At 54.1% G+C, this 19,242-nt stretch carries 15 protein-coding genes; 7 read left to right on the plus strand and 8 right to left on the minus strand.

The window, feature by feature from the left end; all coding sequences use genetic code 11:
- Nucleotides 1–289: 289 nt before the first annotated feature.
- The 3 genes from C5B90_RS14140 to C5B90_RS14150 are packed head-to-tail and all read right to left on the minus strand — an operon-like array spanning nucleotide 290 to nucleotide 5,185.
- On the minus strand, nucleotides 290–2,305 hold the full coding sequence (locus tag C5B90_RS14140) for an ATP-binding protein (RefSeq protein WP_115882361.1): 2,016 nt from the start codon (nucleotides 2,303–2,305) through the stop codon (nucleotides 290–292).
- Nucleotides 2,292–3,344: a DNA cytosine methyltransferase gene (locus C5B90_RS14145; protein ID WP_115882363.1), complete on the minus strand. Its 1,053-nt coding sequence runs from the start codon at nucleotides 3,342–3,344 to the stop codon at nucleotides 2,292–2,294. The genes C5B90_RS14140 and C5B90_RS14145 overlap by 14 nt, the downstream gene beginning before the upstream one ends.
- Before the next feature lie 47 nt (nucleotides 3,345–3,391).
- The gene (locus C5B90_RS14150) at nucleotides 3,392–5,185 is read right to left on the minus strand and encodes a DUF262 domain-containing protein (protein ID WP_115882364.1); all 1,794 of its coding nucleotides are present in this window, start codon (nucleotides 5,183–5,185) and stop codon (nucleotides 3,392–3,394) included.
- Between the two features lie 144 nt (nucleotides 5,186–5,329).
- Between C5B90_RS14150 and C5B90_RS14155 the strand changes: the two genes are divergently transcribed.
- From C5B90_RS14155 to C5B90_RS14175, 4 genes are all read left to right on the plus strand, one after another.
- Nucleotides 5,330–7,234, plus strand: a complete 1,905-nt coding sequence (locus tag C5B90_RS14155; protein WP_115882366.1) for a hypothetical protein — start codon at nucleotides 5,330–5,332, stop codon at nucleotides 7,232–7,234.
- A complete protein-coding gene (locus tag C5B90_RS20395) occupies nucleotides 7,231–8,190 on the plus strand; it encodes a hypothetical protein (protein WP_148708234.1) in 960 nt (319 codons plus the stop codon). The genes C5B90_RS14155 and C5B90_RS20395 overlap by 4 nt, the downstream gene beginning before the upstream one ends.
- 2 nt (nucleotides 8,191–8,192) lie before the next feature.
- A complete protein-coding gene (locus C5B90_RS14170; protein WP_115882372.1) occupies nucleotides 8,193–8,927 on the plus strand; it encodes a DUF6339 family protein in 735 nt (244 codons plus the stop codon).
- 793 nt (nucleotides 8,928–9,720) lie between these two features.
- Complete coding sequence (locus C5B90_RS14175; RefSeq protein WP_342764727.1) at nucleotides 9,721–10,848, plus strand: AAA family ATPase; 1,128 nt, start codon at nucleotides 9,721–9,723, stop codon at nucleotides 10,846–10,848.
- A 124-nt stretch (nucleotides 10,849–10,972) separates the two neighbouring features.
- Here the strand turns inward: C5B90_RS14175 and C5B90_RS20400 are convergent, their stop codons facing one another.
- The 3 genes from C5B90_RS20400 to C5B90_RS20890 all read right to left on the minus strand — a co-directional run bounded on the left by C5B90_RS20400 (nucleotide 10,973) and on the right by C5B90_RS20890 (nucleotide 13,254).
- Entirely contained in the window at nucleotides 10,973–12,028 is a 1,056-nt protein-coding gene (locus tag C5B90_RS20400; protein ID WP_148708235.1) for a hypothetical protein, read from the minus strand.
- 265 nt (nucleotides 12,029–12,293) lie between these two features.
- Nucleotides 12,294–12,653 carry a hypothetical protein gene (locus C5B90_RS14185; protein ID WP_233512009.1) on the minus strand — a complete coding sequence of 120 codons (360 nt, stop codon included), beginning with the start codon at nucleotides 12,651–12,653 and terminating at the stop codon, nucleotides 12,294–12,296.
- An 85-nt stretch (nucleotides 12,654–12,738) separates the two neighbouring features.
- Nucleotides 12,739–13,254 (minus strand): hypothetical protein, encoded by a 516-nt coding sequence (locus tag C5B90_RS20890; protein WP_199517499.1) that lies wholly within the window; start codon nucleotides 13,252–13,254, stop codon nucleotides 12,739–12,741.
- Between the two features lie 359 nt (nucleotides 13,255–13,613).
- Here C5B90_RS20890 and C5B90_RS14195 point away from each other — a divergent pair, with 359 nt between their 5' ends.
- Nucleotides 13,614–14,228, plus strand: a complete 615-nt coding sequence (locus C5B90_RS14195; protein WP_115882380.1) for a helix-turn-helix domain-containing protein — start codon at nucleotides 13,614–13,616, stop codon at nucleotides 14,226–14,228.
- The gene (locus tag C5B90_RS14200) at nucleotides 14,218–14,739 is read left to right on the plus strand and encodes a hypothetical protein (RefSeq protein ID WP_115882382.1); all 522 of its coding nucleotides are present in this window, start codon (nucleotides 14,218–14,220) and stop codon (nucleotides 14,737–14,739) included. Before C5B90_RS14195 ends, C5B90_RS14200 begins: the two co-directional genes overlap by 11 nt.
- Nucleotides 14,740–14,995: 256 nt before the next feature.
- Here the strand turns inward: C5B90_RS14200 and C5B90_RS14205 are convergent, their stop codons facing one another.
- The gene (locus tag C5B90_RS14205) at nucleotides 14,996–16,138 is read right to left on the minus strand and encodes a hypothetical protein (protein WP_233512010.1); all 1,143 of its coding nucleotides are present in this window, start codon (nucleotides 16,136–16,138) and stop codon (nucleotides 14,996–14,998) included.
- Between the two features lie 226 nt (nucleotides 16,139–16,364).
- On the minus strand, nucleotides 16,365–17,510 hold the full coding sequence (locus C5B90_RS14210; RefSeq protein ID WP_115882386.1) for a Fic family protein: 1,146 nt from the start codon (nucleotides 17,508–17,510) through the stop codon (nucleotides 16,365–16,367).
- A 643-nt stretch (nucleotides 17,511–18,153) separates the two neighbouring features.
- On the opposite strand from C5B90_RS14210, the gene C5B90_RS14215 reads away from it, so the two are divergent.
- On the plus strand, nucleotides 18,154–19,044 hold the full coding sequence (locus C5B90_RS14215; RefSeq protein WP_233512011.1) for a methyl-accepting chemotaxis protein: 891 nt from the start codon (nucleotides 18,154–18,156) through the stop codon (nucleotides 19,042–19,044).
- The last annotated feature ends 198 nt before the right edge of the window (nucleotides 19,045–19,242 follow it).

Here is a 19,242-nt window from a genome sequence, read left to right on the forward strand (position 1 = left end):
CCTGTGTCGAAATCACAAAGAGACAAAGACCTGTGAGTTGCTTCTAGAGACGTACTGTATGAGAAACTCGGGGGGCACCAGACGACAGTCTTGGCAGGGCTCTATTGAGGAAGAACTCAGCGACAAAGACTCCGTAGAGAGAGGCTTCGGGGTCACACCACGGATATCGACGAACGTTGTCTTCACTCCATTCGAGGATCTCGACACGGAACTGTTCGGCGTGTAGTTCGTCCACGATACTGGTCGTTGGTCACGCTCTGGTACAAAAAGTTCAGCAACACGAGAGAAGTCAGTCGAACACGTCTCCGTCGTCAATCTGGTCGAGGAGCCTCGAGACACGGCCATTCCGGGAGTCGTTCGAAGTTCGGGACTGGTATACTCGGGACGTCTCTCTCAGGAGGTCTTCGTACTTCTTGACGACGACTCCTCGTTTCTTCAGGAGACCTTCCAACTCACTCCACGTCTCGGTGTCGGGGACCACGAAGACGACGTCTGCGAACTGAGTATCGTACCCCTCTTCTTCGAGTCCGTGTTCGAGAGCATCCTCGAACGTATCGACCAAATCGTGGAGCCCAGAGTTCGCGGGTTCGGTCGGGTGACGGAGCGCGACCAACGTGTACCCAGACGCTGCGCGAACACACCGAATACTCGACTCGTCGACGTCGTCTCCGTCGAAGTGACCTGCTTCGGATAGGTAATTCTCGACCGTCTTCTGCAACTCCTCGTCAACCGGTGACTGTTCCCAGGCAGGGTTCAGCAACCACGGGTGCTCTCTCAAGTGCACGAACGTCTTGTCGTCTACGCCCTTCTCTTCGACTCGGCATAAGAACGCGTCTACGACTTCCTTCCGATGAGAGACCATCTGCTGGTGCTGAGAGGACTCTACGTCGTCTAAATCAGAGAGTGTGCGAGAGATCGTCCGTCCGTCGGCCTCGGTCAAGTCGCCGATACTGTCGATCTTCTCTTGGTACTTCAGATTCTCGAAGGCCAAGATGCCGTACTTGAAGAGTTCTCTCCGGTCAGACTCGTCTTTCACCGACATCCGGCTAATCTTCCCCAAGAGACTCTGAGCCCGCTCACGCTGTTCTGGTGCGAGACTCTCGTACCACATGTCGACGATTCCAATTTGACGTGCTTCTCTGGAGGCCTGCTGGTTACGCAGGTCGTTCCACTTCCCGGCGATGTGGCTCAATTGGATGCGGAGGAAGTCAAGGAGTTCCTGATATCGTGGATCTTCCTTGACGACGTCCTCACGATTCGAAGTCGCGATATCTTCCTGGTCGTCGTAATCAAGAAAGTCGGCGTGGATCTCACCGACGAGGTATTTGGAGAACATTCGACTGTCGTTCACACTCTCCAAGAGGTCTGGCTTGGCCATCCGCCCTCGGACCATCAAAGAGATCTTGTTCAGGTCGTCGGCTTCGGTGTCGTGGCCCGGATAGTCCTCAACTAAGTCACTCGGTTTCTCTACGGTTCCGATCCATCCGGACACCTTGTATCCGTCAGGGGTCTTACCCTCTCGTTCCTCGTGGGCTTCAAGCTTGGAATCACGACAGAGATCTCGATAGTGGTGGTCTTCGAACGTCCACAGGAACTGAACTTTGTGGAAGTAGTCGCGATCCGTCGCAGTAACCTCTTCGCCGTTGATCCTCACGGTGAAGTCGTACTCGGTCCCGAGAATACTGAACCGTCGTGCGAGCCGTTTCCGAAGTGCGTGTTCGGTGGTGTGAACCCGCTTCGTGAGGTCGGTGAGGACGATCTTCGTCCCTTCGGTGAATTCGTCCGGGAAGTCGTCTAGTGGTGTCGGGACGTACTGTTGCTGTTGGACTCCAGAAGATGACTCTTCTTCACCGATGGCTCGCTGGATCTCGCTCAGTTGCATCCTGAAGCCATTATGATCGCCATCTTTGGCCGTGTACACGTCAACAGTCTCGGCTACGGACAGGAGGGAGAGTTTCCCGATGCCCTTGCGACCCATCACAGGCCGGTCGTGTATCGGTGTGCGGTTCGAGCGTTCGTCATCTCGGCGTCTTCGATATCCGACACGGAGGTACCGCTCGTTCACGTCTTCGGCGTCCATCCCCTGCCCGTCGTCAACGATCACGATCTTCTCTTCGTCGGGGTAGATGTCCACGTCAACGTTCTCGGCGTCGGCGTCCCACGCGTTAGCGACTGCTTCAGACAGTACTGCAGGAACGTTGCTATAAAGGTTCAGCCCTAGGTGGTTCAACACGTTGAGGCTGAGAGACATCTTGTACGGGGAATCACTCTCCGACTCTGTAGATTCTGGCTCAAGCTGCGACATCGTGTTCCTCCATGTGGTCAACGATACTCCGACCGATTACCTCGCCGAGGCGGACTGGTACCGCGTTCCCGACCATCTTCCCGATCGTCTTGAACTCTACGTCGCCTCCTTCTTCGACGAAGGCGTAATCCTCGGGGAACGTCTGGAGCATCGCTCCTTCTCTGAGCGAGATGGCACGATCCTGCTCAGGATGCCCGAATCGACCGCTACCGTAGTTGTAGTACTGTGTCGTCATCGTCGGAGCAGGCGCGTCCCACTCCATCCGCCCGTATACAGAGTCGAAAGAGCGGCCACTCTCTTTTCGATGGCAATCGAGCCTGATATCGGGGTCCCAGTCTCTCCACGTCCCACCGGGTAGTGACTGTCCGATCCGCTCTAGGTTCTGCTCTTCCAGTGTACGGGATTTGTGTAAGTGGTCTTCGTTCGAATACTCTCCAGCTTCGATCGGTGGTAGGTTACCGATCACCTCGCGAACAGTGGGATAGTCGGCGGGGTCGTGGGTCGGGTCGATCAAAGGGACGTCTCCGAGCTTCGAGGCTAGTAAGACGATCCGGTTACGGCGTTGTGGGATGCCATAGTCAGGGCAACTCACTTTGTCGAACCAGAGTTGGTACCCCTCTCTGAACAGCGTGTTCACGAAGTCCGAGTAGACCGGTTCGTTTCGGACCTCGGCGACGTTCTCCATCGTGACGATAGCAGGCTGTATATCCTCCACCAACTCCCCGAAGCTCTGGAGGAGACTGTACTCGGAGGTCTGCGACGTGTCCCGTCCATTGTTGAGATTAGAGAATGGCTGACAGGGTGCACAGCCAGCGAGTATCTTGGTAGAATCGTCGGGAAAGAGTGACTCGACGTCGGACGAGTCGATATCCGAGACGTCGGCCTTGACGAACTCGGCGTCGTTGTTCGCTTCGTAGGGGTACCTACAGTCGGGGTTTATCTCGACGCCGGCGGCGACGGGGATGCCAGCTTGCTCCAGCCCGTGAGTCAGTCCCCCGACACCACAGAAGAGATCGACTGCTGCGAGATTAGAACTCATCTAGGAAATCCTCCGGAAAGCATCGTGCGCATCATCCTATTACTCACTTATACCACGTTCGTCTCGGTCTCGGCAGCCGAATCGATCCACAGTTCGAGACACTCGTCGATCAGATTCTCGTGTCTCTCTTTGAGTAGACTCGGCGTCCAACTGTCGAACTCGGACAACTCGTTCGTTATCGCGAAGTCGCTCTTCTTCTCGAAGTACTCTCTGTACTTTCTCGGGAACGGCCGGTTGCTCGCCTTGTAGTTCTTGCGCCCGTCCAAGAGGACTAGATTTCCGAGACGGTTCGTCCACTTCTCGCGTTCCAACTCGTCACTGAAACGCTGGGTCCAATAACCACTACTCGGCTTCTGTGGGAGGATGTGCTCTACGTTGATGTTGTTCCCGTACTGGACCTTGACGTTCCGGTTGTCGTACCGCTCCAAGTTGAGACGCATCAAGATGTACTTCGGCCACTGGTAGTTCCCCTTCCGATAGAAGTTGCGTAGGTCCAACGATTCCTCGAAGTCCTCTTTCTCGGCTCGCAAGTCCCCTGTGAGATAGTCCGACCTCAAGACCTCCCGCGGACCGTCGGCCGATTCTATGGCTTTGAGGATACTGTACACGCGTGAGTATCGGTCACTGCTCGACGAGCCGGTCAACCAGTCGACCGTGAGCCGACGTTCGAGGCGACAGACGAAGTCGTAGAGTAGGCCCTCGTCGTCGAACGTCTTGTCGAACTCTATCAACGCCACGACCCACTCGTCCGACGGGTAGAAGTCGCGCATGACCGAGACCAGGTTGGCGTAGTAGACGTTCTTGTGTTCGTCGTCGGCGTCTAGTTTGGCGTCGTACACTCGCTTCCGATGGACGTCGAAGACTTGTTCGAGCTCGTCGACGAAGTCACGGCCGCGGTAGTCTGGCTTTTTCGTGAAGACTTCGCTAAATTCGTCGTAGATAGACTTCTGAGACTTGTTCTTGACGAGGATGTGCCGCATGTACCCGATGAACCGTTCGAGCCCCTCGTTCCCGACCTCCTCTTCCATATCTTCCCACTTTCGCTGGTACTCGTCGCGGTGGGTCTCGGGGATCTGACTGAGGTTTTCGCTCTTCAGGAGGTCTGCGTTGTTGAGGGGCATCCCACGTGCGTTCGTGACGTTGAACAGACGGAACGCAGAGCTCAGTGAATCCGTCATTATTCGGACCATCACGACTCGCTGCGGGATGAACGCCGCTAACGAGGTGAGGTCGTTCCCACGACTGGCCCACTGTTCGAGCCGTTCGTCGAAGGTAGAGACTGCCTGTAGAATGTTCTGCTGCGGTTCGGTGTCGCCGTTGGCTGGATCGGCAGGGTCAAGTGTCGCTTTGCGTTCCAGGACGTTCTCCTCGAAGAAAGCTTGGTCTCGGTCTCGGATACGGAGTCTAACGGAACCTTCCTGCCCCTTCGCGAAGTCCTCTTCTTCTTGGACGAAACGGTCGAGAGAAGTCGACCACCCTTCGTGATCAAGACGGTCCCTGAGGACACAGAGTAAGATTGCCACCGAAGTGAGTCGCTGCTGGCCGTCGATGACGTCAAAGCGGTCTCCAGTCGATCCGCCCCGGTTCAAGATGATACTCCCTAGGAAATACGGTTCGTAGGCCTTCGTTCGGGACTTGTCGAGTTTCTGGTCGCTATTCAATAAATCGCCGTGTGCCAGACTGTTCGATTCGTAGGCGTCGGTCAAGTCGTCAACGAGGTCTACGAAGTTCTCCTCCGTCCACGAGAATGGACGTTGGAACTTGGGAATCTGGTAGAGATAGTCCTCACCGTACAGTTTGTGGACGAATTCTTCTTCGGCATCGATCTGACTTCCGCTCACGATGATTAGTCAAGTGTCAGTTTATCCTAATAATCCTTCCGGGGAATTGAGATTGAGGTATTGGCCAAACTAGCGCGGTTCCAATATCCATTCGACTCATCAGTTAATTATAATATCACTGATGGTCACGGTTCGGCATCGTCTGTGAATTTGGAGACATACTTCCACAAGCGTGAACAGGGAGAACGCAGGCTGGGCACTGCACTCACCGACATCGCGCTCGACCAACGACTCGAACAGTTCGTCCGTGAAACAGCCCAAAATAGTGCTGACGAAGCCCAAGATGGGTTGACGCCCGAACTCCTCTACCGCTTCGATCAACTCGAAGGATCTCGTCTCGACGAGTTCTTAGACGCAATTAACTGGGACACGAAGTTCCGAGATCACCTAGAGGCCGTCGCGGAAAACGACGACGAGATTGGTGTACAGAACATGGTCGACCGGATAGAGAAGGGTACACTTCCACTTCTGATGGTCGAAGACAAGAATACGACCGGGTTGACAGGGGACGAATTTTCTGACGACACTAACTACGCGTCTCTGATTCAAGATTTTGGCCGATCTACGAAAGACGAATCAGAAGGCGGAGTTCACGGTGTCGGTGCGTCTGTACTGTGGGGTTTCTCCGGAATCAAGACTGCCATGTTTCTGACGACGCCTGAGGGATGGTCTGACACAGATGTACCACGATTCGTGGGCCGAATCGATCTGCCATTCCACGAATACGGAGGGAAAGAATATCACGGAGACGGATGGATTGGTAATAGCGGCACTCAGGACCGCAGAGCAGTATCGATAGAGGGGCCTACTGCAGCAGACATAGCTGCGGACGCCTTACACATAGACGAAAGTCGGGCTAGAGCTGATGCTACCGGGACCACGGCAATCGTCGTGGGATTCCGAGAGCCTAGTCGCAGCCGTCGCTCTCCCCAGAAGGTGATAGAGCGGATCGAAGATCTGGCAGTCATGTACTACTGGCCACTAATTCTCGAGGATGGTCTCGATATTTCTATCCAAGCACCCGACGATAGCTCACCCTCGGCTATCGACCCAACAACGAACAAGGACCTGGAGGCGTTCATCGAAGCGTACCAACAGCGGGACTCGGCGAGTGAAACACTCGGTGCTGCACCTGACGTAGCCGCGATCAACATCCCACTGACAGTGCCCGCACACAAGGATGGAAAGTCGTCGACGGATGCAGAGGTCACTCTCGTAGTTCGAAGCCACGAATCACGACCCAACAGCATGCCGAACCAGATTGCGTTGTTCCGTGGCGCGCGCCACGTGGTCAAATACCGGAAGTACGACCACATCGCCCGGTCCACTACTCAGCACTTTCAGGCGATCCTCCTCGCAGGGAAAGCTCGACATCCGTTTGATGCTGACGACGACGATATTCCTGATTCGGATCTCGTGGTCGAGGACTTCTTCCGTAAGGCTGAGCCGAAAGCCCACGATACTTGGGAGAAAGAAGTCAGCAAACTGGAACATAACTATTCAGGGGGTAGCAGCGAGATCAATACACTGTTCAAAGACACTCTACCAGCACGGTTGACGGAGCTTCTCACCTCCGCCGGCTCCGACGACAGTGAAATGCTCGGGGACGTCGGACGGCGGTTCCCCTACTTCTCAGGAGGACCGAACCGAGGTCGAAGCCGCGGTGGTGGGGGTGGTGGTAGTCGAACTATAGAACGTGTCAGATCCAACCTCAATCACATCGGTGACAAGTACCGTAGTACGGGGACTTTAGAGCTAACAGAGTCCTTGGAGGACGACTGGGGATTGACGGTGGAATTCGCTGTACTCGATTCTTCCAACAACGTAATCGAGACCGTTGCGTTGGACAACATTTCCGGAACAGACCCTGAAACAGGCGCAAATTTGTCTGTGGAAAACAACGAGACAATGGTTCGAGTCCCCGGTGGAAAGGACGCCGTCGAATTCGATGCAATGTCGGTCTCGACAGCAAGTATCGATGCGGTCGGAGAAGGTAGAGCACGGCTCAATTTCACTATCGAGACCAATCTTGGAGGGGCGAGAACGTGACAACTCACCAATACCATCAGGACGCTTATCCATACAATCACGACGGTGAGTCACTCGGATTCGAGGCGACCGAACTACGTCTGGACGGTGACGAACAAGAACTCCCGAAAGACCCGTCAGAGTTCCCACTATTCGAACACGATGAAGAGTGGAACACTGCCGAGTTCGACGTCGAATTGTCAGTCACAGACGAGACACTAAGCTACGTATTTCCACCAAACGAAGTCGAGGGCGCACTAGTCGTAGCTGGATACGCTCCACAGACACACGGACGATTTATCGAACCCATCGAAACTGACGATCTTGAGCAAGGAACTTACAGCGGAACCATCGTAATAGAGAGAGAATCCTACCGTGGTCGTGTCGAGTTTGAACCACTCCTGATTCGGAATGACTACCGACCGGACGACGACGAGTACGGTAGACAGAGTGGGCGGATGCTCGCTCACGGCCCGTACGTCGATCTGTATCTCGACCCGCCACGGTTGTCGCTCAGCGGTGACCTCCCCGTCATCCCCGCAGACTTCAACGGAGACGACAACCCTGGTAAGCCAGGTGCTGAGTGGCACGTAGACGTCACCGATGCTGCTAAACCAAAACTGTATCTCAACGAGGCGTACCCGACTGTCGTTGCAGCCATCAACGCGATCGAGAGACCGACCAAACAGGGACTCATCGGACGTGTCGCACTAAATCATCTTGCTGTCTCTATGTTGACGCAGTTCACGATCAAAGCAGCTACGCACGCAGTCATCAAAGGGGGAATCGAGTACGACTGGCAAGAGACACTCTTGACCGACCTCTGTGGGCACTACTTTACCGACGGTACAGTCGACGAGTTCGAGAGTTCGTTGGGCATCGAAGCAATCTCCACGACCATCAACGAGGTAGAGGCAATCTACCAGCAGCGACAGCAACCATACAACGATATTAAACGACTATTGGAGATGATCTGACGATGGAGACACTCTACAGACTCACCACTGGTGGCGAAGGGAACCTAGTAACAGACGAGTTCATCCAAGACGATATCACGTACGACAGTAGCGAGGTCCAACCCTTCGTAGAGAAAACTGACTACGAAGCAGATCTCGACTCGTTAGGTCAAGTGCTTGACTACGTCATGAACGAAGGCCGCCACCGATTCGAGTCGGATCGCTCGGACTTGGACGCTGCCGTCGCACCTGCCGTGAGAAAATTTATCGACGTTCCTCGCAGAGCAGCTGGCGACCCGGGAATTTGGCACTACTTGGCGGTCGTCTGGCGTCCTGACTACGTCCGATTCCGATGGCCGATGAAGGGAACTACTTCGATCACATCACTTCGAGAGAAGTTCACGAAATCGACCGAAGACCTCTACGCACCGGCCTTCGCACGACTCTGGTTCATGGCTGACTTCACCCGAACCGAGGACGATGGATACGGGCCAACCGAGAAAATACTGACCCGCCAATACATAGCTAATCGATTGTTCGACCGTAAGGACCTCCGCCGTGAGGCCGCGGTCCAAGCCTTCGCCAAGGTCGCCTACGAACGTGATGATGCCGATTTCATCGACGACAATGATCTCGTTGAGAAGGTGGCGAAAGCACTGAGTCACGAACTCTCGTCCATCTCTGCAGAAGCAATCGGAGCCAAGGGAGTGGGGAAGTTGATAGAACAAAAGATAGAGCAGTTTAAAATTAGTTCGTAGACTGGATACAACACAAACATATCAAAGTGTATTACTTTTCGGCTCGGGACTGAATTGACGACATACCTAGTCCAAGATTTGTACAGGTTGGGACCAGAGCCCCGTCCAGTTTTTTAGCTGACAATCAAAAACGTCGGCATTTCCCGAATACGTAACGCTGTCCATCAGTTCAAGTCTGTACCGTCTCTGACTTTACTGAGTACCTTTTAATTCATGTAAATGAATTAAACTTTATGTTGATAACTCAGTCACAGACGGTGTTCAAATTTCTTTTAGATATAGTACAGAAGAGAGTAACAGACATTTTTAATCACCTTGACGTTCTTTGGGTTTTCATCCGTAAATGATTGTAGAGAAACTATATCGTGAACGTACAACTGAGTCCTTTGACCACAGTCTCCGATTGGCGGACACCACAGTTCTAGTCGGCCCAAACAACGCGGGGAAGACACAGACTTTGCGTGATATCCGTAACATCATACTAAGAGACAAAAATCCAACAATATTTGGCTCTCTTTCTTTTCACTCTGGTGATTTCCGGCCGATATTACGTGGTCTACACTATGTCAAAGAGCGCGATAGAATAGTTGTGAGTGGTCAAGCTGGCCGCACAGTGAGCGTTGAGTCAGAGAAGTGGCGAGGGTGGTTGAACGACAATCTCTCTACATCATCTCGGGAGGTCTTCGATACTCTATCACCAGCACTCGTGACCTTTCTGGACGCATCGTCTCGCCTTCAACTTGCTACAGAGTCATCAGTCGGCGCTGATCAAACTCGTAGAAATCCTAAAAACATGACACTCTCCATGCTGTATCGCTCAGATGAATCGTATTCGAAATTTAGAGAGATATTTAAGGACGTCTTCGGAGTTTCACCAGTAATCGACTACAGTGACCAAGGCAGTATCCGGATCCAAGTTGGACAGTGTGACGAAAGTCCCCCCTCACATCCACGTGAACTTGGCGAATTCATCGAAGAAAATGGGTTTTCTCCGATTGATGAGGCTGGGGATGGTTACTTGAGTTTTGCTGGTGTAGTCGGAAGTCTGTTGGTCTCGAAATCACGGTTACTACTTCTTGACGAACCAGCTGCATTTCTTCATCCCTCACAGGCTCGGCGCTTAGGTGAGTGGATCGCCGAGGTCGGGTGTGAAACGACAGAACAAATTGTAATGTCCACTCATAACGCAAATTTCCTTAACGGGGTTCTGGAATCACCAACTAACGTCTCAATTCATCGATTGAACCGAACCGGAGATCATACTCAGTTCAATCAAATTGGCCTGGACGCTGCTGAGCGAATCGCTACTGACCCGCTTCTAAGAAGCCAGAGAGTACTTGAATCCGCGTTCCATACCGGAATAGTTGTCTGTGAAGGGGGTTCTGATAGAGCAGTATACGAAGCCGTTGCACGAATAAAGCACGATGAGTCAGATATCCAGTTCGTTGACGGACTAGGTCTATCTTCTCTTGATAAGATTGCTCGAGCAGCAACGGATGCCCAGATACCGGTGGCGGCTATAGTTGATTTAGACATTCTCAACCCTCACCGAGACTTGACGGATTTAATTCGAGGTATGCTGGGCGGTGCGGAGTATAACGAGGTACAGCCAATAATCACAGATTACGCACAGATACAGGACGAGATATCCACATTGAAAGATGGTGTGGAAAATATGCCTGAGAAACACAAAGAGATAATCAAGAACGTGATCGAAGATGCGAGCGAGCACGGTGTATACCTCGTACCGTGTGGGGAGTTAGAGGATTGGATGGACCTTGATGTGAGCCCAGATAAAAAAGGGAGGTGGCTAAACGAAGCCCTCAACACGATTTCTGAGGGTAACTGCCCAGAAGATCTTAGCGAGTTTGTATTAGATGTACTAAACGACGTTGACGCTCAATACAAGACGAGAGATTAAGCAAGGTTTTTTGTATACGTCCCTATATTATTCCGTTGTGGATGGTGCCCCACTGGGGCGCTTCCAACTTCACCCTTTCCCGCGGCAGGCAATGGGTCGCTCCCACGCCTACCGCATTTCTACACTATCTAGACGCATCACTGTCCATGAACTCATTAATGAAGGATTCAGCCTCAATGATTTCAAGGTCCGTAGTAGGATTCAGTTTCTGTAACGTTTTCGCCACATCAGTATTTGAACCGTAAGTGGGGACTATCTTATCATCATTACGTACAATTGCAGGGAGACGGTGTGGCTCCAAGCCTACTACACAACCACCTTTCTCCTGTGCGTGTCTGCGCAACATACCGTGGAACTCAGTCTCCTTGAGGACCGGCTGGTCAGAGTTCGAAAAGTGCTCGTCATGGATAAAGAACACTGGATGGGGGTAATGGAGTTCTGGTCGAATCGCGTAGTCGTACTCTGGAACTATGTGGTCTTCTTCGCTCATTTCGTGATTAATGTCGCTACTGGTTATTCCTTCAGTTCCGTCACGGAGCCTCGAAAGAATTCTGTGAGCTTGGTTTGAAAGTTCGCTGAAATCCTTATCTTTTGACAGCGTGCTACCCAAATAGTTTGCAATGATATCTGCCGAAGAAATAGAGGGATATGTCGTATCTCCGTGAGGGACCAGATTCAGATCTTCAAATTCTTTTCCTAAATACTTCCAGGCCTTCGTAATTCGGCCCTGTACATTATCAAGCCAGAGTTCAGTAGGGGTGTCGTCCCAATCCAGTGATTCTCGATGGGAGTTCCATGCAGTGACAACGGGGAAGTACTGCGAGAGTTTGTTCTCAACAAAATTTCGGGCCCCAATTGACCGCCCGCCGATCTCAACACCGTCAAGATACCAACCAATCGCTACGTGAATCTTTTCGATCGCGGGGTTATTTACAATTCCTTCAATCAGGTCTTGCCGTGCTTCTCTAACGTGGAAACTAGGGACCCGAGAAACGATAGTGCTAGAGTCAAGTACTGCATTCCGTATTTCGACGTCGTATTTCTCAAAAAGGTCCTCAACGACATCAAAATAATGCTCGTCGAACTCACTGCCGTTCCGAATCTTCAATGCGACCCCAATCAGGAAACTCCGATGTCCCTGTTGTATGAGAGAGGAGTCCGCAACGAGGAATCTTGCCATCTTGTTGGATACAGTTAGATGTAAGGACCATGTATAATTATTCATCCTTGGTAGACAACCAAGAATCTCTATCGGGAAGGGGAAGCATCCACACATGACGTTGTAATGGGTGCACGCTAATCGTCGGTTAGCTTTCTGATCAAAACACTGTTGCAGTCAATGACAGATTCTTATCGAACTTGTCTTTCTTCTAATTGCTAGACTGTACCAAATAGGATCGCCTATCTGAGGAGCGAACGAATATTTCTCCGGTTTCAAGCCATGGCTATTCCATCGCAAGTTCCGGAAGTCGCTCCTGAAACAATCTATCCAGAACCGTCCACAGAACCTCCGTCGGAATCTGCTTCTCGAACTGCACCGCCTCGTGATTGGTCTCTCCTTCGTCGGGCAGATAATACTGGAAGTGAACCGCCCCGAGTTCGGGATGGTCGTCGTCACGATGCCAGCCACAGTTGAACCCTGTATTCGGGTCGGCGTAATGTATCCGAAACTGCGACTCGTCTCCGACGAACCGCCACTTGACGGCGAGCGTCGGCGACTCTGGCCCAGTCGTCGGCACGACTCGATTAGGGTCAATCGCTGCTTGGATGTACTTCTTGACGATGCTGTCCGGTTCGTAGGACACCGACGTGACGGCAGGGTGTCTCTGCAAAACGTCCTTCAGCCCCTCGTAGACTGAGCTGTCGATAGTTCCTGATAACCCCATTTGGTCACGCGGAGATAGAGTCTCGTTTGGTCGCCCAGTCGTACTCGTTGAGCGCCGCTCGAACGACTGGGAGACGGTCAGCGAGGTGCTCCCATTCGCTAGCAACCTCTCGCCGCGCTTCGACTTCGTCGGTGTCGTCCAAGTCGGCTATGCTCGCTCGAAGTTCACCAGGCGTCTCGACATTGTACGACTGCTTCCAGTCAGTAATCTTGCTCCGCATCGAGTCGAGGGCACTCGTCAACTCCTCACGGCTGTGTTCTCGCTGGAGTGCCGCAACCTCCCGGTAGGTCGCCATAAGCTGGTCGACACAGTAGAGCGTCTGGTCGCCTTGCTCGATTTTGCGGAGGACGTTGTCCTCGACGAGTTGGTCGAGATACTTCTGGGCCGTCTTGACGGAGACTTCTGTCTCGTTCGCAACCCACGACGCCGTTCGAGGCGTTCGAAGCGTCCGTGCGGCGGCACGGATGCGCTCACCCCGGGTCATCGAAGCGTTAGGGTCGTTCTGGTTTTCCTCGGGCATACTCGATTCTACGAGGTGGTAGAACATATATCCACTAGGTTGGAAATATGAATCTGGCAAAGGACAACGTTCGTCTGGCGAACGAAATGAATCCAAAAATATGGTCGACTGGGCACGCTGAAAATGTGCCCCACAGCCTCTCTTCCACTTGAAATCTAGACCCCGTTCGTCCCTCGCACGAAAGCCCGTCGGGTCCGTACACTTCTGGAACGCTTCAGAACCAAAGAGTGAGTTCTCTAACCGTCGAATTCGTATATTCTCCCGCCAACCGATTTCGTCACGTAGCGTGACGGACTCACACTCCGGAGGACTAGTACTACCAGCATAAATCTAAAATACATAGATTTCGTATTTCACGTATGCCCACCCTCACTGACCGTGGCGACGCACCGCCAATCGAAGACGCACCTCCACAACCGTTCGACGATTTCGATGGGTTGCTGGCAGCCACGACGTTGCTGCAGAACCCACGCCTCGCCCGCGAGTACGTCTACCTCTGCTACTACGGGCCAGCAACGATTCAAGGCCTCATCGAGGAACTGGACCTCGCTCGTGCAACGGCCTACGACGACGTCGAACGACTCGAACGACTCGGCGTCCTCGACCGCGACGAGAGCACGCGCCCCCACCAACTCACCGCGGAACCGTTCGCGTTCGTCGACGGCCGCGAAGTCGCAATTACCCCGACGCTACTCCACGCAGTCGCACTCACGGAATTCGACGACGATGCCGAATACTTCCACAATCGGTACGGCGTTGGACGACTCGTGAGAGCGGTTCGTGCGGCAGCAGAGTACTACGCTGGGAACCTCACCCAACGGATGGCGGCCGAAGAGATGGACGCCAAGCCAGTCGAAGGGATGGCCATCATCTATGCAGTTCGGCCCGTCTTGGAGGCTGGCCGAGAGTACGACCCGTACTTCGAACAACTCATCTCGCCTGACCCTGACGAACTGGAGTTCGATGGGGAGTAGTGACCTTCACTCGGACGACTTCGTCCTCGCGGATACGAACCTCTTCGTCGCCGTGGGGGGCCCGGAGAATTCGAAGTTCCAGAAACTTCGGAAGTTTGCTGCACGGCATCAGATAACCTTGCAAGTTCCCCAACGTGTTGCCGAAGAACTGAGCACGATGCACGTCGCTGACCGGGTAGAAACAGCCATCGAGGAAGGATGGGCGACCAAAATCAACCCACCATCGCCAACCGATTCCGATGCAGTCGCAGCGATGGACTACGTTCGAAGAGAGGTTGCCCGAAAATCCGGCAAGAACGAACACGAAGTCGAGAAAGCAGATACCGTATTCGCCGGGTTGGCAATCGAGTTTCTCCGAAGTGGCCATTCACGGGTCGTCGTTCTCACCGACGATAAGATTGCAGCGGCAGCGATAGAGGGCGCAGTCGTACAGCAGGGGTACGGCGAATCGATTCTCGTGCTTCGTCGAAGCGACATCATGGACGACGGTGGCGACGTCCGAGTGATTTGAGGAAAAGATGAGCAAAATCGCCAGACAGCGCACAAATTAAAACAGATTCGTCACAGGCCGCGACGCATTCCCGTCGGGTCCGTCATTTTCTAAAACCGCATATTCAGTGCATAGAGGCCCCAGAAGGTTCCTCGACAGTTGGACGAACGAACTGCCGTAGATTTCGTTCGCCGAGAAGAAAGGGTACCTATCGAACCAGACCGTATCGAGATACTCTACACAACTCTTCGAAGACGAACAGGCCTGTACGCCCGGGTTATTCACTCATCTTCCATTCACAGACCTTGTTCGCACGTTCCGTCACAGGCCATTTCACTCGACAAGCGATCTCGTCAACACTCGTGTTCTTCGGAACGTCGAAGTAGAGGACACCATTCGTCGTTTCTCCGGGGGCAAGCTCACGCGAGCCACGGAAGTATGGCATCTCGACCGGTTCACGCAGTCCACGTGCGAACCCACGGTTCGAATTTGAATCGACAAATCCGTTCGCTTCGACTTCGAACCAGTCCTTGTCAGGTTCTGAGATAATCGAATCCGTCGGGTTCCACGCAGTTATCTCGAAGACAGCGAACGAACGCCTGTCGATAGAGTGGTTTTCGAAGCCACCTCCGTTTTCGTCGACCCAGACCGTATCACTGACTGTCGGTTTGCTCACCCGGAGTTGGACACCATTCGGTAGCTCGTGAGAGCTTCCAAACTGTGCCTTCGTGGGAACGACGTGAGTCGTTTTCTCGAACGCCGGAGGCACTGCAATCGTTACGTCTTGAACCCCTTTTGCTGGGACCGTTCTTTCGATTGTCACCGTCTCACCAGGCTCAACTGTGGTATCGAGTACGCCGCCCGGTGCATTCGGCTCGGTGCTCCGTACGACAGAGAACCGCTGGTTGAACAATCCAGCACTCCCACCGGTGTTCGTCACCGACACCGAGAACTCTATTGGGTCACCGTTAACGTGTTCTTCGGGGACATCGAGAGACGTGATTTCCACATCTGGAAGCGAGCTCGGGTCGACCGTTCCGTCCCAATACGCTTCCAAAGTCGACGACTGTGAATCGGAGAGGGAAATACGGAAATCCGTCGAGTCAGCCGGGACCTCGAAGAAAACCCAGCCCAACGCGGTGACGTTAGGATGGGCGTCTTCGACTGTTTCGTAAAGTGCCCCACCGAGCGGGAACGAGAGCGTCGGTTCCCCGCCCGGTTTTCCCTTCGGTTTGAGAGGTTGGTACTGGCTCCCACCGGTGATAAGTGCCAGAGAGTCACGTGAAGGGAGGTCGACGACCGACTCACCTGTATTCGCTGACCGGACGTCAGCTAAGATCAAAGCGTTACCCGGCTCTGGGCTGATTGTGGTTCCATCGTCCAGCCGCGCTGCGCCGCTGAACCGAGCGGATGCAACCACAATGGTGGCACCATTGGACCGTGAGTACGACTCTCCGACCGAACGTTGTACTGGTCCACTCGTCTCAGGTGTTGGTGTCGCTTCCGTCCTAGACGATGCAGCGGACGAGTCAGTCTTCGTCGTACAACCAGCGGTCGATGCGAGTGTGAGCGAGGTGAGGAACGTTCGACGGTGCATAAACCGGGATGGTCCCGGTTTATAACTTAAACCTTCGCGCCGAAGCGACCTACTCGAACACGTTGAACACTTCAACCGCTTTGTACTCTTGGCCCCAGTCGGCCCCGGTCGCTTCTTCGATGAGGCCGGCGTCTTCGAGGTTCTCGACGACATTGTACGCCGTCCCACGTGACACGTCCAGTTCTCGCACGATGTCGTTCGCCGTGAAGTACGGAACTGCAAGTAATTTGCGGGCAAACCTGTCCGTCGACGTGCTTCCCGAGTATTCTGTTTCGTACTTCGTCTGGAGTTCTTTGAGCGCCCACGTGCGGTCGTACGACTCTTCGGCCTGCGACCGGAGCGCTTCGAGGAAGAAGTCGATCCACTCGACCCATTCGCCCTGCTCGCTCACGGCGCGCATCTTCTCGACGTACTCGACCTTGTGCCGGTTGAAGTAGGCACTCGGGTAGATGTACGGGCTCTCGATGTAGCCCTGGTCGACCAGATAGAGGATGATGATGAGTCGGCCGAGACGACCGTTCCCGTCCGAAAACGGGTGAACCGTCTCGAAGAAGTAGTGGATGATCGCGGCATCGACAAGTGGGTGGTACTCGCCGTCTGCCTCGACGTACTCGACGAGTGACGACATGAGAGGACCGAGAGACGACGCCGAGGGAGGAACGAACGGATCTTTAGCTGGATTCGGACTGTTGAGCCGGACCATGTGGTCGCGGAACTCCCCGACGACGTCGCCTTCGTTACGGACGCCGTCGAGGAGCATCTCGTGGAGACGCGTAATCAGTTCAAGCGTGATTTCCTCACCACGTTCGATGTGCTCGATACCGTACAGGAGCGCGTCTTCGTAGTTCAGAGCTTCACGCAAGTCCTTGCTTTGCGGTTCGGCATCGGCGTTACCTTCGTGCTTCGTGTGGAACGCGGCGACGTCCTGATAGTCGACTTCTGCACCCTCGATACGAGCCGACTCGACTGCCTCGATTCGGATGAGTGTCGTGTAGAGGACGGCCGCAAAATCGACTGTCGAGCTAATGCCATCGACACGGCCAATCTGATAGGCTGCGTCGGCGACGAGGTCGTGTGTCTCGACGGGAATCTCAATTTTCGGCTCCGGAGGAAGCGGGTCTGGCGAGTAATACGGACGTGGGTGATACTCAACGTACGTCCCCGGTGCCTCCTTCGGGAGCTTCTTCGTCCGCATTTTTTCGTTATACAGGGCGAGAGGATGTATAACTATTCATATACCGATTGAACAAGATTGAGAACACACCGCAGCATGTACAGAGCGACCCATAAAATTTCGAATGGCGGTCGTCAAGACTGGCGTTTGTAAATCGCCTATTTAAGCAGATGAACAAGTGTTACTGTGCGAGTCTTCATTGCCTACCACTAGCGATGAAATTTGACAACGAGTCGTTCTAGCCGAGAGGTCAGATACCGACATTCAGATTTCGAACGAACTGAATCCAAAATACGATCTACTGATCACGTTGAAAGTGAATGTTACATCCACCCAAACCATGAAATATAGAACGCGTTCGCCCACCGCACGAAAGCCCGTCGGGTCTGTTTGTGTTGTTTCGTGTGAACGATAGTACTCATCTCGTGGCGAATTCACTCACCTTCGGTCAGGTCCTAACTACACGCCAACCCCGCCGCCGATAACCATTCAACGACCGGTCCCGTCGGCCACACGAGAACCCGTCTATAATCAAACAAACAAATGTCGAAATCCCACAAAGTACCACAATATTTGGGTTTTTGAGTTCAAATCCGCCGTTACGAGAATCATCCTTGATGAATGAGCGGCAATTCATTTCACCCCGAAGTCGAAGGAAAGGAGTATGGGAACGTCGACAGCGGACAGGCAGAACCGTCGCGGCGGTGTGGGGCGGTGGCGACAGGGGGTTCGAGACGCAGTACGATACGTCCCGCAAGGGGACTCGATTCCGAACGAGTCGTGGCAGGCGCGTCACCGAAACATCCTCGTCTTCCTCGTGACGCACGCGCCGCTTTTGTACCTCCTCGGGAACTTCACCGGGTCAGACCCGTACGTCACGGGTGCAACGCTCACCGCCGCGCCCGCCGAACACGTCTTGCTCGGCGTCGGCGCAGTCGTGGGGTTGGCGCTGTTCGCGTGGCTCCCGTGGCTGCCGCGCCGAATGCGAAGCGGGTTCGCGTCAATCGGGTTGCTGACGTGTTCCGCCCTGCTCGTCTACTTCTCGGGCGGCTACATCGAAGCGCACTTCCACTTTTTCGTCATCGTGGCCGTCCTCGCGAACGAGGTGAAGTCCCTCGCCGACGAGACGCAGAACCACTCGGCGGCCATCGAGCAAACGATAACCGAGACGGTCGAGGACGTGGCGCGCGTGCAGGCCGAGATGGAACAGACGAAGGCGCAACTCGAAACGGGAGAATCGACGACGACCGACGCCGCCGAAGCGTTCGCGGCGGTCTCGGAAATCGTCGAGAGCGTCGATATGTCGGTCAACGAGGTCGCCACCGCGACCGACGACGGTGCACGGACGACCGAAGAAGTGGTCGACGCGATTATCGGTATCGCCGACCACTCGCGGGACATCGCGGAACAGAGCGACGCGCTGGCGAGCCAAGCCGAGTCCAGAGTGGCGACGATTTCGGAGATTCGAGAGCAACTCGACGAGCTCAGGGGACAGACCGGCGGCCTGCAAGAGGAGCTCGAAACGTTCGACTGCGAGGTTCCGTCCGACGACTGAACCGGGTCAAGCCGGGTGACGTTCGGTCAATCTAGTCCGAGTCGAGCCGAGTCGAAACCGCTCCGAGAACGCACTATGGCAGTCGCTCGGAGAGCGAGTAAGAGAACGCGAGCGAAAAAGTCAGCCCGCGGCGGCGAGCGCGACCGCAGACGCCGCGTCGGGGACCGACTTCGCGCGCCTCAACCGCGACCGAACGCG

Origin of the sequence: Haloferax sp. Atlit-12N (assembly GCF_003383095.1) — an archaeon.
Taxonomy (GTDB): Archaea; Halobacteriota; Halobacteria; order Halobacteriales; family Haloferacaceae; genus Haloferax.

Coding starts and splice junctions, on each gene's coding strand:
- C5B90_RS14140 (WP_115882361.1), bottom strand. CDS start 2,305: ATGTCGCAGCTTGAGCCAGAATCTACAGAGTCGGAGAGTGATTCCCCG.
- C5B90_RS14145 (WP_115882363.1), bottom strand. CDS start 3,344: ATGAGTTCTAATCTCGCAGCAGTCGATCTCTTCTGTGGTGTCGGGGGA.
- C5B90_RS14170 (WP_115882372.1), top strand. CDS start 8,193: ATGGAGACACTCTACAGACTCACCACTGGTGGCGAAGGGAACCTAGTA.
- C5B90_RS14175 (WP_342764727.1), top strand. CDS start 9,721: ATGACACTCTCCATGCTGTATCGCTCAGATGAATCGTATTCGAAATTT.
- C5B90_RS20400 (WP_148708235.1), bottom strand. CDS start 12,028: ATGGCAAGATTCCTCGTTGCGGACTCCTCTCTCATACAACAGGGACAT.
- C5B90_RS20890 (WP_199517499.1), bottom strand. CDS start 13,254: ATGCCCGAGGAAAACCAGAACGACCCTAACGCTTCGATGACCCGGGGT.
- C5B90_RS14195 (WP_115882380.1), top strand. CDS start 13,614: ATGCCCACCCTCACTGACCGTGGCGACGCACCGCCAATCGAAGACGCA.
- C5B90_RS14200 (WP_115882382.1), top strand. CDS start 14,218: ATGGGGAGTAGTGACCTTCACTCGGACGACTTCGTCCTCGCGGATACG.
- C5B90_RS14210 (WP_115882386.1), bottom strand. CDS start 17,510: ATGCGGACGAAGAAGCTCCCGAAGGAGGCACCGGGGACGTACGTTGAG.
- C5B90_RS14215 (WP_233512011.1), top strand. CDS start 18,154: ATGGGAACGTCGACAGCGGACAGGCAGAACCGTCGCGGCGGTGTGGGG.